This window comes from Halosimplex amylolyticum (assembly GCF_051414035.1).
Classification (GTDB): Archaea; Halobacteriota; Halobacteria; order Halobacteriales; family Haloarculaceae; genus Halosimplex; species Halosimplex amylolyticum.
Map to the genome: position 1 here is coordinate 38,041 of NZ_JBLKNW010000009.1, position 14,388 is coordinate 52,428.

13 protein-coding genes are annotated in these 14,388 nt (G+C 60.9%); 6 read left to right on the forward strand and 7 right to left on the reverse strand.

Translation table 11 applies throughout. From position 1 onward, the window contains the following. Positions 1-49 precede the first annotated feature (49 nt). The gene (locus ACMGFE_RS22980; protein WP_436927609.1) at positions 50-724 is read left to right on the forward strand and encodes a DUF7344 domain-containing protein; all 675 of its coding nucleotides are present in this window, start codon (positions 50-52) and stop codon (positions 722-724) included. 2 nt (positions 725-726) lie between these two features. Here ACMGFE_RS22980 and ACMGFE_RS22985 read toward each other — a convergent pair whose 3' ends face one another. Continuing rightward, a complete protein-coding gene (locus ACMGFE_RS22985) occupies positions 727-975 on the reverse strand; it encodes a HalOD1 output domain-containing protein (protein ID WP_436927610.1) in 249 nt (82 codons plus the stop codon). A gap of 539 nt (positions 976-1,514) precedes the next feature. Between ACMGFE_RS22985 and ACMGFE_RS22990 the strand changes: the two genes are divergently transcribed. Further along, positions 1,515-1,805, forward strand: coding sequence for a PadR family transcriptional regulator (locus ACMGFE_RS22990; RefSeq protein ID WP_436927611.1), 291 nt, complete (start codon positions 1,515-1,517; stop codon positions 1,803-1,805). 91 nt (positions 1,806-1,896) lie between these two features. Here the strand turns inward: ACMGFE_RS22990 and ACMGFE_RS22995 are convergent, their stop codons facing one another. Both ACMGFE_RS22995 and ACMGFE_RS23000 read right to left on the reverse strand, forming a co-directional pair. Then, positions 1,897-3,756, reverse strand: a complete 1,860-nt coding sequence (locus ACMGFE_RS22995; protein ID WP_436927612.1) for a receiver/sensor box histidine kinase — start codon at positions 3,754-3,756, stop codon at positions 1,897-1,899. Between the two features lie 152 nt (positions 3,757-3,908). Further along, positions 3,909-4,454 (reverse strand): hypothetical protein, encoded by a 546-nt coding sequence (locus ACMGFE_RS23000; RefSeq protein WP_436927613.1) that lies wholly within the window; start codon positions 4,452-4,454, stop codon positions 3,909-3,911. An 836-nt stretch (positions 4,455-5,290) separates the two neighbouring features. Between ACMGFE_RS23000 and ACMGFE_RS23005 the strand changes: the two genes are divergently transcribed. Together ACMGFE_RS23005 and ACMGFE_RS23010 are read left to right on the forward strand one after the other, a co-directional pair. Then, complete coding sequence (locus ACMGFE_RS23005) at positions 5,291-6,787, forward strand: MATE family efflux transporter (protein WP_436927614.1); 1,497 nt, start codon at positions 5,291-5,293, stop codon at positions 6,785-6,787. A gap of 87 nt (positions 6,788-6,874) precedes the next feature. After that, positions 6,875-8,101, forward strand: a complete 1,227-nt coding sequence (locus ACMGFE_RS23010) for an MFS transporter (RefSeq protein WP_436927700.1) — start codon at positions 6,875-6,877, stop codon at positions 8,099-8,101. 1,270 nt (positions 8,102-9,371) lie between these two features. Here the strand turns inward: ACMGFE_RS23010 and ACMGFE_RS23015 are convergent. Together ACMGFE_RS23015 and ACMGFE_RS23020 are read right to left on the reverse strand one after the other, a co-directional pair. Further along, complete coding sequence (locus ACMGFE_RS23015; RefSeq protein WP_436927615.1) at positions 9,372-9,698, reverse strand: HalOD1 output domain-containing protein; 327 nt, start codon at positions 9,696-9,698, stop codon at positions 9,372-9,374. After that, positions 9,691-10,170, reverse strand: a complete 480-nt coding sequence (locus ACMGFE_RS23020; RefSeq protein ID WP_436927616.1) for an Lrp/AsnC family transcriptional regulator — start codon at positions 10,168-10,170, stop codon at positions 9,691-9,693. Before ACMGFE_RS23020 ends, ACMGFE_RS23015 begins: the two co-directional genes overlap by 8 nt. A 235-nt stretch (positions 10,171-10,405) precedes the next feature. Between ACMGFE_RS23020 and ACMGFE_RS23025 the strand changes: the two genes are divergently transcribed. Then, positions 10,406-10,711: a winged helix-turn-helix domain-containing protein gene (locus ACMGFE_RS23025; protein WP_436927701.1), complete on the forward strand. Its 306-nt coding sequence runs from the start codon at positions 10,406-10,408 to the stop codon at positions 10,709-10,711. Positions 10,712-10,942: 231 nt separating this feature from the next. On the opposite strand, the gene ACMGFE_RS23030 is transcribed toward ACMGFE_RS23025, so the two are convergent. Continuing rightward, on the reverse strand, positions 10,943-11,455 hold the full coding sequence (locus ACMGFE_RS23030) for a PIN domain-containing protein (protein ID WP_436927617.1): 513 nt from the start codon (positions 11,453-11,455) through the stop codon (positions 10,943-10,945). Then, positions 11,456-11,746, reverse strand: coding sequence for a hypothetical protein (locus tag ACMGFE_RS23035; RefSeq protein ID WP_436927618.1), 291 nt, complete (start codon positions 11,744-11,746; stop codon positions 11,456-11,458). Positions 11,747-12,456: 710 nt separating this feature from the next. Here ACMGFE_RS23035 and ACMGFE_RS23040 point away from each other — a divergent pair. Next, the gene (locus ACMGFE_RS23040) at positions 12,457-12,681 is read left to right on the forward strand and encodes a hypothetical protein (protein ID WP_436927619.1); all 225 of its coding nucleotides are present in this window, start codon (positions 12,457-12,459) and stop codon (positions 12,679-12,681) included. The last annotated feature ends 1,707 nt before the right edge of the window (positions 12,682-14,388 follow it).

Sequence of the window (14,388 nt, forward strand, 5' to 3'; positions counted from 1 at the left end):
CAAATTTGAGCGGGTGAACCTTTCCCTTCACCATGCGCTAGTATGTAGTATGAACCGGCAACCGGGTGCTCCCGCATCGGGTGGTGGCGGTCGGGAGTTGGCGACGGTACTGGGTGACCTGCGGCAGCGGCGGATAATCTCGATACTCCTCGATCGGCCTCGCCCGATCAGCGTCAGAGAACTGGGTATCCACCTTTCGGCGTACGACGACGGTGTTCAACCGTCAAACCTGTCCGATTCCGCTGTCCAGTCGGCCGTGACTGACCTTGAACATCGCTGTCTCCCGAGGCTAGAGGCGGTCGGAATGATCGAGCGCGACCAGACGGGTGTTGTCGCTGCCGAGCCGCTTCCGATCGAGACGACGCTCTCGCTCCCCCCTCTCCACGACCCCGAGGACCCTGACTGGGAACCGATCAGTGTTCTCATCGGACGGCCAGTTCGACAGGCTGTCATTTCGATTCTCTCTGGTAAGGATCAGCGTCTCACGGTCGATGGACTCACAACCGAACTGCGTACTCAGTCTCTCTCCGATCGGGTAGCGTCTCTGGACGACGCTCAGTACATCCAGACGAGACTCCATCACGTCGCACTCCCCAAGCTGGCGACAGTCGATCTCCTCACATACAATCCAGCGGAACAAACGGTCGCTCGGACGGACCGAACCATGCATATCGCGTGTCAGACGGGTCTGGATAGGACAGCCGACGATGTGGCACCCAGTTAGGCTCACTCTCGAAGCTGAATCTGGGTCGGCTCGACAACTATTTCGTAGCCGGCATACTCGAATGTGAGCGACTCGATCTCCGGGGAGAGCGTGAATGCTTGATCGATCGAGTCGACGTCGATTGACTCCTGCAGTGGCGGTAACTCAGTGACTGGGCGGTCCGCGACATCAGTTAGCACCCGTAACAGAGCGTCACTGACTCTCTCGTCACGGCCATATTGCCACGTGCCGGCTGCGTCCCGTGGTTCCATGACTGGATCTCACAGCCATGCAACTTATCCTATGGGTTTTTACAACCCGGCAAAACGGGAATATTACTGGGCCCCGTCACTTCACAGTCATCCGATCTCACTCGAGTTGGGGGATCTCGATCGGTACATACCTCGCAATGGTCTATCTGCAGGCAGTACTCAGTGGCTGTCGCAGTAGCGAGGGGTCCCTCTCCCAAGGCGTCGCCGCCACCCTGCGTGACGAACCACTTACCGGCAGCTCGCTCTTCGAGGAGTAGCGAGGCCATGTGTCGCCGAGTGTGGTCCGAATCGGCCCTCTCATCGAGCGACGAACTCATGTCTCTTGGAAGGCGGGCGTGGACTATAGACGCCAGTCACTATCGGAGCGAAACTGGAGCCACTTTCGGTGTCGGTTGTGACTCTCTCGGTGCGCACGTCGCAAAGCCGTCATCTCTGATCTCGGCGACGCCACAGTAGATGCACATCCGTACTCTCGTCTCGAGTACCCCCGATCCCTCGATAGAATTATCAGTCTGGCAGTCGTATCAAAATTCAGTCCAATGTACGACCTGACTGGGTTCCAGCGCGACCTGCTGTACGCGATTGCTGGCCAGGACGAACCACACGGCCTCGCGATCAAAGAAGAGCTCGAAGACTACTACGAGAATGAGATCCACCACGGGCGGTTGTACCCGAATCTAGACACGCTCGTCGACAAGGGCCTCGTCGAGAAGGGCGAACGTGACCGGCGGACCAACTTCTACAGTCTCACCCGCCGCGGGCGTCGGGAGATCGAAGCACGCCGGGACTGGGAAGAACAGTACGTCGACGCGGACGGTAAGCCAGCGTAAGATACGATCTCGTGACTGGAAGAACCGATTCTACGCCACGACATAGGGGCTGTGGAGGAGATCAATCAACTGGGTGTTTCCGATGTATCAGTCACGTCCCGCTAGTTTCGACATTGTGGATCTCGAAGCGTGCGCCGCCCGCGTCGCTGTCAGTGACGCGAAGTTCCCAACCGTGAACGTCGCCGATCTCCTGGACGATCGAGAGGCCGAAGCCCGTCCCGTCCTGACTCGTCGAATACCCGTAGTCGAACACGAGATCCTTGTTCTCATCTGAAATCCCGGGGCCATCGTCCGCGATATAGAACCCGTCTTCAAGGTCGCCGACGGTGATAGTCACCGCGTCGCCGCCGTGTTCGACTGCATTACAGAAGAGATTCTCCAGTAATTCCTGTACGCGGCTCTCGTCGGCGTGGATCACCTGCTGGGTGTCAATAACGAGCGTCGCTGCGCCCGTCTGGACGTGCCCCCAGCAGGCTCGACAGAGAGTCGTGAGATCGACATTTTCGGGATCGAGTGATACTGTCCCAGCCTGGGCGAACGCGTGGAGGTCGTTGAGCAGCGTCTCCGTCCGCGTCAGTGCCTGATCGACATCCGCGAGATGTGGACAGTCACACGCCTCCTGTGCCAACTCTAGACGACCGATCGCGACGGTGAGCGGGTTTCGCAAGTCGTGGCTCACGATATTGGTGAACGTCGCGAGCCGTTCGTTCTGTCGGGTGAGTTCCCGCTCACGTTCGACGCGTTCCAGCGCTGCTGTCGCATGCGCAGCGACCGTTTTCGCGAGCGAGACATCCGTCTCGTCGAACACGGCGGGTTCTGGCGACCCGATGAGGTGGACGCCGCGACCGTCCAGCGGGATGACCAACTGGCTCCGGATCGGCGTGTCTGGATTGTATCGATCGTCATTCGTCGCGATATCGTCGTACACTAGCGGTTCACCCGCCGCAAACGCTTTCCAGGCGATCCCGTCGCCCGGTTCGAAGACCGGTGGCTCGCCGACGAGTTCTTCGGTCCGGTCGGTCCACGTGACTGGGACCAACCTGTCGTCCGTCTCGTCGTACCGGTGGAACCCGTTAGCGGGCATTCCGAGGATGTCACGGACGGCCCTGACAGTTATCTCGGCGACTTCCTCGGCAGTCTCGGCCTGGATGAATGCACGGGCAGTGCTGTGCAGCTCCTCGATCGCCTGCTTCTGTCTTCGGTGCTCGGTCGTATCGAGAACCGTGCAGACAAGTTCGCCGTGGTCGGTTGTCGCAAGGCGGTGGTCCTCGATGAACGTGTTCCCATCGGCACGGAGACCTGTTGTTTCGCCCCGCCAGAACCCGTTGGCTCGCACGGCCGGGAGTATCGTCTCCCGCATCGATTGAGTATCCTGGTCGGGATAGAGGAGTGACCAGTGTGCACCGAGCATCTCCCCCCGGTCGTATTCATAGAGAGCCGCGTAGGCCTCGTTGACGTAGATGAATTCGCCGTCCGCATTGAGGATACTGATGCCCTCTTGAGCGGTTTCGATCGCTCGGAGCTGTCGTTGCTCGGCTTGTTCCGCACGCGCTCGCTCGACGGCGTTGATGACACGGTTGGTGAGGAGGGTGTACTGCTCGGTGCCTATCTCCTTCTGGAGGTAATCGGTGACACCAGCCGAGATCGCATCGCTCGCGATCTCCTCACTTCCCTTGCCCGTGAACAGAATAAACGGCAGATCCGGTCGGTCCGTCCGAACGGTTTCGAGGAATTCGAGCCCGTTTCGACCGGGCATTTCGTAATCGGAGATGATGCAGTCGATTTCCATCTCGTCGAGACGAGCGATCGCGTCAGCGACGGTCGAGGCTGTCTCGACCGTGAGCCGCTCGTCTTCGCGTTCGAGAACGGTGGCCACGAGCTCCACGAGATCCGGATCGTCGTCGACATGGAGTACCTGAATCGACTCCGAGATCGGTGTCGACGGTTGCATTCCAGACACTCAGTCGAACGCTGGAATAAGAATTGGGGTGCGGCTATCAACGCTGAATTCGCGATCGGTGTTCGATTGCTACGGACCGTCTTTCAGTCGGTTTACGGGGTTTCCTCGGTATCTCGGGGTCAACCCGCTACTGATGTGCGCGCTTAGATGCCCCACCGCAGGCCGGACATCGTGGCGACGATAGCGATCATGAGGAGGAGTTCGACCATGCTCAACATCCCGTACTTCTTGTTCAGGGAGGCGAGTCGTTCGTGATCAGTATCGTCGGCGGCGATCTCGTCGAACATCCCGGCAGTGAACTTATGCAACGGGCCGAATCCGAGGACGAGCAGTGCGATCGCAAGGCCGAGCGCCGCCCACAGCGACGGCGTCGGGGACGCCCACAGACCCATCATGCTCGCGAGGCCGATCCCTGAGCCGACGACGCCGACCGAGACCGGCTCCATGAGCAGGTTCATCTTCGGGACGAACCCCTCGGCAAACTCGACGTTCGCCTCCTCGGAGAGGCTTCCCATGACGGGGCCGAGGACGACCGCCCCGAGCACTGCAGTCCCAAACCAGAACGCACCGAGGAACAGGTGGACGGTGAACATGATCCGGATGTCGCCCGAAAGATAGCCCACGACGGGGAGCAACAGGGGCACGAGAATCGCCCCGATCGCAAACGGTCGAGTGGCGGCGTCCGCCATGAACCGGTACCGTTCACGTCGATTCGCTGGTCGCTGTACGTTGGCTAATGACATCGCATCACCCTGTCCATGGCAAGGGAATTCCAATTATCACACATAAATTGTGTGGGTCGGCGGAGCGTCGTAGACGGATTTTCACCCAAGTGTGGCCGAAACGATCACAGTGGCAGGATTCGGTTACACGATCGCGCTGTATCGAACTGAGTCTATTTCGGCTCCACAGTAGTGGCGACAGCACTGCGGAATCGCACTCGTTTGCCCCCGTAGCGGACTCGGTCGGTAGGCTGGTGGGCTCGAAATGCGCTGCACAGCGCGAACGATCCCGGACTCGTACCTTCGCACCCACGAAAGACATAAATCCGATACCGCCATCTGCTCAAGTAATTCTAATGCGCGCCGCCCTGTAACTGGGCCTGACAGACACAGGCCCACGGTCGGTCGCCTCGTTCGGAAGCTGTCGCTGTACGAGACCGACTTGCACTAGAGTCGCTTCCAGTCGCGCTCAGTTCAGTGGCCTGTACTTTTCACGGATAGCGAGGAGTCGCTCGACGAGCAGTAGCCCGACGAGAACCCGAGTCAAATGACCCAATTGCGACACAACCAGTCCGCAAGTTACCCACCCCCGAACCAAGACAGTCCATCGAACAGCCGATCGACCATCTCCCAGCCTAGCAGGCGAACTACGAGAGAACGACCGTTTCCCGACTCAGCTTCGACCGATATCTCCATCCACTCGACCGATGTGGCCAGCACTGGCCTCGAAATAGTCGATTCTGCCCTTCCATACTACTGATCGCGGCGTACTCCGACCGGCTCGGAGCGGTCGGGAGGGAACAGTGACGAACCCAGCTAGCGACCAGTCCAGCCGATTCACCGAGGGAGCAATCATCTGGCCGCTCCTCACCCTCGCCGGTCCGCTCACCGCGACGCAGTTGCTGCAAGTTGCGTACAACCTCACGGACACGTACTGGGTGGGTCGGCTCGGTGCAGAGGCAGTGAGTGCGCTGTCGTTTTCCTGGCCAGTCGTCTTCTTGCTGATAAGCCTCGGCGGCGGCATGACGAACGCGGGCACTATACTCGTCTCCCAGCACGTCGGTGCGGGCAACGACGACCGACTCGCTCACGTCGCCGGCCAGACGATCGCATTCGTCGGCCTCCTCTCGGTCGGCGTCTCGGTCTTCGGATTCACCTTCGCGCCGCAATTGCTGGGACTCATCGGCGCGACACCCGGAACGACGATCCACGAGTTGGCCGTCACGTACCTCCGAATTATCGTCCTGGGGATGCCGTTCACCTTCGGATTCTACGTGTTCATGGCGCTCCTCCGTGGTTGGGGCGATACGAAGACGCCGATGTATCTGATGGCCCTCACTGTCGGTCTCAACATCCTTCTCGATCCGTTCTTCGTCCTGGGATTCACCGGTAATCCGCTGTTTGGGTGGGTCGGCCTCGGGGATCTCCAGGGATGGCTGTATGCTAGGACCGGATTCGCTGGATTCGGTGTCGCGGGCGCCGCAGTCGCGACGGTTCTCTCGCGGGCGGTCGCCGCTGTCGTCGGCCTGTGGTTGTTGTTCGGCGGTCGCGTCGGGTTGCACCTCGCGGTTGACGATCTACTGTTGCAGTCCGAGACGGTCCGAAAAATCGTCGGGATCGGCGGGCCGGGAGCGATCGATCAGAGCACACAGTCGATCGCGGCCATCGTGATGACGGCGCTCGTCGCCACCGTCGGTACCGACGCCGTCGCCGCGTACGGCATCGGTAATCGGTTCGTCTCCCTCGTCTGGCTGCCGACGGTCGCGATGGGGATGTCCGTCGAGACCGTCGTCGGCCAGAATCTCGGTGGCGGACACCGTGACCGCGCTCGGCGGACGGTGTACGTCGCGATCGCGATCCTCGGAACGGCGTTCCTCGTCGCCAGTGGCCTCACTGTCTGGTTCGCTCGCCCCATCGTCGGTCTCTTCATTACCGGCCCGGAGGCCGACCGAATTATCGCCTACGGTGCGACGTTCCTTCGAATCGTCGCGCCGACCTGGGTCGTCATGGCTTCCTATCACATGATGAACGGGGCGTTCTACGGGTCCGGGTCGACCCGCATGGCGATGGCGATCGGGGTGACAGCACTGTGGGGCGTTCGAGCCGTCGCCGCAGTCGTCCTCGTGGTCGGATTCAGTCTCGGTGCGACCGGCGCGTGGTACGCAATCGCCCTCTCGAACGTCACCGCGGCCATCGCTGGAGCGGTTTTCTTCTTCCGCAGTAGCTGGCTGGACAACGTTCTCGGTGACGGTTCGGCCGATGACGCAACTTCAGATTCGTCTCCGACTGATATCGGCTGAATCAGACCGCTGAGAACTCGGATAGATTAGATTCCGGGATGGATATGCTCAAGGGGTTCAGGAACGGCGATTTCAAGTGTGAACACTCTGCTCCGTGGGGCTGAAGGCGGGGGGCGGCCGATTCTCGGAGCGGTCATCGTCAGTACGTTTTTTATCGGCTTCGGCGGCGGCGTGATCTTCCCTATCTTGCCGAACCTCGGCGCTGTCCTCGGTATCTCCCCGTTTCTCGTCGGTCTTATCCTGAGTGCGAATCGGTTTTCACGGCTGTTCGCGAACGCGCCGGCCGGGAGCCTCGTGGACCGGTTCGGGACGAGGAAACCGTTCGTCATCGGGATGTTCATCCAGGGTATCTCGACGTCCGGCTACGTTATCGCCATGATCGCACCGCTTCCCGAAGCGTGGTTTATGGCTGCGCGTCTCCTCTGGGGGGTCGGGAGCGCGCTCGTCTTCGCGACTGCGTATACGATCGCCGACGATATCAGCGACGGTGGATCACGGGGGTCGAACATGGGGCTCATCAGAGGCGGCGTCCTCTTCGGGTTCCCGACGGGCGTGGTTCTCGGTGGGCTCGTCAGCGAACTCTCCGGAAACGTCGTCGCGTTCACCGTCGCAACGGGTTTCGCGTTCTTCGCCAGTGCCGTCGCGTACCTGACGGTGCCCGAGACACACGTCGACGGAGGGGCGAACCAGTCAGTCAAGCCGTGGGACGTCAATACGAGTCTCCCTGCGGTCACGGTCGGCCTGGTGAACTTCGCCGTGTTGTTCGTCTACATCGGCGCGCTGTTCGCGACGTTGGTCCTCTTTCTCGACCAGAACCAACTCAGCGTCTTCGGGTTCGATGCCCAGGGCTCCTCGGGCCTGTTCATGGGTCTCACCGTCGTCGCTGCAGGGCTATCGATGTACGTCGGCGGGTACGTCAGCGACCGGAACCAGTCACGCGTCCCGATCTTGCTCGTGTTTCTGGGCGTTACGTCGGTCGGGTTCGTCCTGCTCGCGCTCGCGGATTCGGTACAGACACTGGCGATCGCCTGTCTGTGTATCGGCCTCGGTCAGGGTGGGACGAGCGGCCCACTGATGGCGCTGTTAGGTGACCTCGTCGCCGACGGTGAAATGGGCCGCGCCGTGGGGACGAACAACGTGTTCGGGGATATCGGCGGTGGGTTCGGGCCCATCGTCACACTCCCGATCGTCGATATCGTCGGCTTCTGGCCGGTCTATTTCTGCTGTGCGGCCATGCCGCTCGTCGCGGCCGCGATCCTCCTGAGCGGTGTCAGACGAGAAACCGGTCACTTCCTCCCGAGCGTCGGGTCCTGACCCGGTGTCCGCTGTGGCCTCCAGAGTAATTTCTCGAGACGAGGCTCCCGATCACGAAATCGTGCGAAGGGGCTCCGAACTCCTACAATTATCGCCTCACGCTGACCGCCCCGCTTCCACGCTCGAATCAGGACTCGAGGAGTGTCCCTGTCACTTTTCGCGAATTCAATCTGGCATATCTGTCCTACTGACCGGTCCACAGCGTCGCTGTTTTCAGAAGCCATTTATCGCAAGACTGCGTGCGGATCACTACCCGTTCACGCGGGTGCGAAGCCATCCACTTCGCCCGGGGACCGACCCGGTCCCCATTTCCACACCCACCCCACCCACCATTTCTCACAAGGCGTTGACCCCTCGGGGCCGTAGCGTTTGCATCAGCTCGCGTCGGTACAGATCAGCCTGGATTCGAGGAGTGCTCGACCCCGCTCGTGACGTCCGAGAGAGCACAGTTTCCGACTCCTCGAATTACTCACGGAAGCGTACTGCAGGTGTGCAATCGTGCTCTGCCGTTTTCACCGATACACCAACCATGTAGCTACTCGTCGATGTGTATTCTTGTCCGACAAGGGCTGCCAGCTGGTGAGCCACAACTGCCTAAGTAAAATGGCCAAACGCTCGTTTGATATCGCGCAGAAATAGAGAGTACCCCTCCACGGGTACCGAAGCAATCCGCTTCGGTGGGCTCTTTCAGCCCATTTGAGATCTGAATTGCCTCGACAGCGGCTAAATACTCGCTCGTAGCGGAGGAATCGTCGGTGAGGCTCCGGTTTCTTCTGACTGCGAATTCGCTCTCCAGCCTTTATTATGACACCACCCCTCACTCGTTGATCCTGCACGGGCTTCCCGCGCCACTACCCGTGCGGGCACAGCAACACGAAACGGGGCACTTCAGTGCCCATTCTGTCTGTACCCCCTCCCACTGCGACATCCACTCGTGCCGGGAGTTACAGCTACGGTAGCAGATTCTCGGAGCGGCGCCCTCGCATCATAGGTGGACGATTGTATTGATGCCAGTACGTCGCATGAAACTCCTACAGTGCCCGAATACTTGGACAACCGAAGCCACCCGCTTCGGTGGAACCGCCAGAGTTCATTACCAACTCCACCACCGGCTGGACCCAGTTTTCGAACATGGCTCTATCGCTGTTCTCAGAAGTTCGCTGTCACCGCCACGATAGTCCGATTCAGTACACCAATCGATCCGGAACTCACACCGGTACAGCACAGAAACCCACTCCTTTGGGGTGGGAGGAAGCGTCGCAACTCTCTGTCATTCGCTCTCAACGGAGAGCGGCTGTAGTTTGATATATCCGTAACTCTTGACCGTGACGTGATAGTCGCAGTACGTGAATTCGACGACACAGTCGCCTTCTCGTGAATCGAGCGGATGGCTCGCACAGAGGCTGTCCAGTGCTTCTGGATCGACGACAGCGTATAACGGTTCGATCTCAGTCGACTGTTGCTCACCCAGTTCACTCACTAGTTTGACGACGGCGCGGCTCGGTGCAATTTGATCGCTATCGAAGCCAGCTCGGAAGCTGCTCGTCTCGTCGTCGTATTCTACTGGCTCCAACCCTTCTGTTGGGCAGTCACTCACCTCGATCCCCTTCCACGACGTGTTCACCGAAATGGTTGAGCGGCTGGATGACCGTATCCTTGATAATCTTCGTATTGACGACTTGGAGCCCGAGTTCACTCAGTTCGTCAGTGATCCGGGCAACGTCGTCGGAGTCGGTACCGACGGCGTCGATTTGAATATTCTCTTGCCCGTTGAGGACTTCACGTATCGAGACGACCCCGCTGATATCGCGAGCCTGGTCTGCAAGCCGCTCTCGCTGCGGATTCGGGGCGGAACAGATTATCTCGACATAGAGCTGGAGCCCCGCTTTGTCGTAATCGATGTCGGGGTTGTATCCACGGATAATGCCGTACTCTTCCATCTGTTCGATGCGGTTGCGGACGGTACTCGCCGACACCCCGACCTGCTCGGCCATTTCCTTTGTCGTGATTTTTCGGGCGTCTCGCTGCAAGAGATATAGAATGCCCTTGTCCACCTCGTCCAGGTCCATCTGATAGTCAGTCGGGCTACCCTTGTATTGCTTTTTCGCAAATGAACTGTCAATTACTGCTCTTTCACCTAATACATTGGGGGAGATTGCTGAATCAGCAATTGGGGGCCAGGGGTGAGGGGGAAAGACTCGCTTGTATCTGCGGAATTCATATTACTGTCAGCAAAACAACTGTGCAGAACCGTGATGGATAATTGGTTGGAGCCCGTACAACGGTGGAGGGATTCCTATCTCTATTGATGGGCCGGCTGGATCCGTCACTGCGACGCTCGCCGCATTAGCTGACGATACGCGGCGCGAGATCCTTCACTATCTGATATACGAATCCGACGGGGTCGCGTCATACGAGGAGCTTGCCCGCCAGGTCCAATCACAGGAATCCGACCAAGAACTGGAACGGTCGGTTGCACTCCTTCATCATCAACACCTACCCAAACTATCCGATGCTGATCTCGTCGAATACGACGCCCGTAGCAGCACTGTCCGGTATCATGGTGATCCGCTCACCGAAACTGTTCTCGCGACCATCGAAGACGAGTGACGGAGTCGTCAGCGAGTAGCTCGCTGACGTTGCCATTGGCTCGCTTGAGACCCCACGAGTGAATCTCGGTGCGCTCGTGCAGTGCTTTTCCGGTAAGGCGAACTCTCTCGACACTCGCCTCACTTCGTTCGGCTCGTCGTTGTCGGATTCTTGCCCTACTCGGTTGGTTTCAGTCCCGCTCATTGGTGAGTTCCCAGTCGTCGATCGTAACTGCGGCGCTCCCAGACGTGGTCAGTCGGTCAGCGAGTCGAGTGTGGAGCGGATCTTCGCGTATATGTCCGTCGAGCAGTACCACCCTGCGTCGACCATCGCATCGATCACTTCCTGCGCTTCGTCGGCGGTAATCGCGCCCTGGCGAACCAGCGATAGCACGAGATACGCCGTCCCCCGCGTCGGAATCTCCTCGACAGACGCGGCGTCTCGCCCCGCGGCCTCGTCCATGACGGCAATTCCGTCCCTGTTTGCGGCACAGGCCAGGACCGCAGCATCGGCATCGCTCAGAGCCGGATTCTCTTTCAGTCGGGTTCGTAGTGGTGTTTCGTCGACCGTGACGACATCGAACGTGTCGGCTTCGATGGCGGCCTCGATGCGGCGTGCGTCCGGATACCCCTCCTCGATGCCCGTTTCCACGACCTCCTGGTGCACCGGAGTGGGAATGACACAGCGTTCGTCATGGTGGTCGACGAGGTCGAGATGATCGACCTTCGCGAGGTAGATGAGCGGGGTCGCGTCGAAGACCCACATCTATAGCGCGTCGAGGTCGTCCTCGAGATGGTCGTCGTCGACCCACGTGATGTCGCGCTCTTGAGCGAGCTGGGTCAGTTCCCAGACGGATAGCCCCGCCTGCTCGGCAGCGGCGCTAACCGTGATCCGACCCGCTTCGAGCTGGTCGAGCGCTCGCTCGCGGCGCCACTCGTCGAGGCCTTCGGTGAGGAGTTTCCGGACGGCCGTACTTCGGTCGAGGTTCTCCTCGTCGAGGTAGGCCTCCAGTTCTGCCTCCAGTTCGTCGGGCACCCGCGCCGAGATCGTTCCCATGGTGTATGCTTTGCATGCATTGTAAACAGTCTTTCGGGCGTCTCTCCACGGCGTCGACGAGATCTCCTTGCGCGTGACAGTCTGGTCGGGAGAGCACTGTCTTGAGTAGCCCGAGAGAAGGCGCGCATAGCCGACAGCAAGCGCTGAAAGCCATCGGCATGCTCGCGGTCGCTAAGTGAGATATTCTCGTTCGCTTCGCTCACTCGAATAGTGCCCACTCAGACGACTACACTGAACGCGAGCACGCCTCGCCCCTTCAGTCCGCCAGTGTCGTGAGTGAGTCCTTCGCCGTCGTGCTCGGTTGGCTGAGTATATCGTGACGGCTCGCCCCGCTCGCCGCGTACCGCCCGGAGCGCGCTCGCGACTGACCATTCCGGGCATGCGGGCGCTCTCCGCACCGCCCGCGCCCGTTCCGGGCTAAAGTGGATGTGCCCTCGCGCCAGCGCTTCACCTGTTCGGGTCCTGCGGACCTCGGCAGAGCCGACCGCGACGGACGTAGTTGCGTCGCGGGCGAAACGGGGACTCCGCTGGACGCGCGCTCCGGGCGGGTCGCCGGAAGATTCACTCCGTTCGTCTTCCGAGTCCTGCCTCGCTGTTCGCGGGTCACTCCGTTCCCCGCTCACTTCTCGCGGCCTCCCTGCGGTCGGCCGCGCACCGCTCGGCAGGACGGCGCGCGGTGCTGGATGGACCCGCGGCGGTGGTGCGCCACGATGGAACCACAGCCACTCAGCGAACAACCAGTCGCACAGCTGGTGACCGCCCTGCGCCCGTCAGCCCGCGAGCGGGTTCGGATCGCCGAGCTCCGGGCGATGGCCCGGGCCCACGGCGAAGACCCGGGCGAGGCCGTCAGAAACTACTGCGAACGCCGGCTCGAACGGCAGTACTTCGACACCGAGCAATTCCTGCCGCCCGTGGCCGACCCGGCGTGCTACTGACGGCCAGTCGGGAGTTCGACTGACGCGACTCAGTGACTGTGCCTCTCGTCTTGCTTGATCGGCCCGGTAGTAGCCTATCTCTCCGGTGTGTCCGTTGCACAGTTTGTATCATACTCTGGGGGATGGGCGCGAGTCGACCCCTTCAGGAATACCGACTTGACGTGAACTCAAAACACGCCTCGATCGGCGCAATTCTAATCGCGATCCTAGGAGTGACCCAGACTCAGTAAACTCGGACGACAGTTTTGGTGTATACGTGGAAAGGTCCTCTCGGTCGTCCGTCGCGCCATTGCTCGGTCTCCTCCCAGGACCATGAAGGGCACCGCTTGCGGGTTTGCCGCGCGCGAGCGCGCGTTTGCCCACGGACGGTGCCATCATGGCCCTGGGAGGTACCTGCGCGACCATGGCGCGACGGAACGAGCGGACGACGGACGAATCGGACGAACAAACAACGTGCTGGTTCTGCGGCGAGCCGTTCACGCGAAGCGAGTCGCCGTGGCGCGTGAACTCGACGACGTACCGCTGTCCCACTTGCAGCAGCGCAAACTCCTTCACCATCGATGAGGTGACTCCCGACGGTCGGTAACCGCGGCCCATTCTCTGGATCGTTTGCGCCACCACCGTCCCCACCACCACCCCGCCTCCTCCACGTTCCGGGCTGCTCACGGCGCTGGAGCGCCGTTGCGCTGCCGGGCTTTCGCCATCGGATCCACCGTCTCGTTCGACAGCCCCAACAGCGAACCACGGATGCAATGATTCGGGACTTGGAATCACTGCATGGGACTCCCGAAAGTGTTCGCTTGTCGGGCACCGCGAATTCTCGGTTACGTTCAGCTGCGATGGTCCACCGAGAAATGCGTCGCTGGTACCGTCTGATTGGTTGTCCGGACGTGAATGTCGGCGATTGCCCTACTAACCGAACGGCTGAATCCTGTTCCATACTCGCGAATACCCACCGTCAAGGTAGATCGGCCACGGTACGGCGGCTGACCACAGAGGCGTTCGGTCCGTGGTTTCTCCCAAAGCCATCGCGGGCTCGACCCTCGGATTCGATCGTACTCCGTTTGCCTCGATGGCGCGCTTGGTCGAATTAGACAAATTCTCCCGTCTCGAGTCTTGTTGCGGCGCTCCTCGGCTGCCCGGCCGCGTTGCTCGCTACGCTCGCGGCGCGGCAGGGCAGCCTGCGGGCGTCCTCACTGGCGAGTCTCGGCGCGCCCTTCCGAGTACTACGTCGAACGTATCCGCCCGCCTCCCTCCAGTCTTCTCCGTCGCGCCTTCAGTCGGCGCCCTCGGGTCACCCGGCGTGTGGCGCGCCACCTGACGGCGGCGCGCCAGTCCGGGTCGACCGCTCGGTTGCCTTTGTTCATGCGCTCGGAGATTTCCCACAAACCCGGTGGGTTTGATCGTCGATGGAGTGCGTCCGCCTTGAAGGAGTCGGGACGCGGTTTGCCCTCGGTCGCCGCCCCCGGTCGCCGCACCACACCGCGGCGCGGCGCTGCGGGGGCAGGCTCGGTCGGTGTGCCCGCGTCCTGCCGGGTCCCGCCCGCTCGCTCCGCACCGCGCGAGTCCCACCCGGCATCGCGGCGCTCTCCGCACCGCGAGCGCCGCGACGAATCCAACAAGGCGGACCGTCGTGCTTGCTGCGGCGGCCCGCGGAGTCGCGAGCGCTTGCTCGCTCCCTGTGGTCGCTCGCGGGCGCGTCGCGGC

Bases quoted from the DNA above. Each gene is read 5' to 3' on its own strand.
- ACMGFE_RS23000 (WP_436927613.1), bottom strand. From the start codon at position 4,454: ATGGCGGACGCCGCCACTCGACCGTTTGCGATCGGGGCGATTCTCGTG.
- ACMGFE_RS22995 (WP_436927612.1), bottom strand. From the start codon at position 3,756: ATGCAACCGTCGACACCGATCTCGGAGTCGATTCAGGTACTCCATGTC.
- ACMGFE_RS22980 (WP_436927609.1), top strand. From the start codon at position 50: ATGAACCGGCAACCGGGTGCTCCCGCATCGGGTGGTGGCGGTCGGGAG.
- ACMGFE_RS23020 (WP_436927616.1), bottom strand. From the start codon at position 10,170: ATGGACCTGGACGAGGTGGACAAGGGCATTCTATATCTCTTGCAGCGA.
- ACMGFE_RS22985 (WP_436927610.1), bottom strand. From the start codon at position 975: ATGGAACCACGGGACGCAGCCGGCACGTGGCAATATGGCCGTGACGAG.
- ACMGFE_RS23035 (WP_436927618.1), bottom strand. From the start codon at position 11,746: ATGGGAACGATCTCGGCGCGGGTGCCCGACGAACTGGAGGCAGAACTG.
- ACMGFE_RS23040 (WP_436927619.1), top strand. From the start codon at position 12,457: ATGGAACCACAGCCACTCAGCGAACAACCAGTCGCACAGCTGGTGACC.
- ACMGFE_RS22990 (WP_436927611.1), top strand. From the start codon at position 1,515: ATGTACGACCTGACTGGGTTCCAGCGCGACCTGCTGTACGCGATTGCT.
- ACMGFE_RS23030 (WP_436927617.1), bottom strand. From the start codon at position 11,455: ATGTGGGTCTTCGACGCGACCCCGCTCATCTACCTCGCGAAGGTCGAT.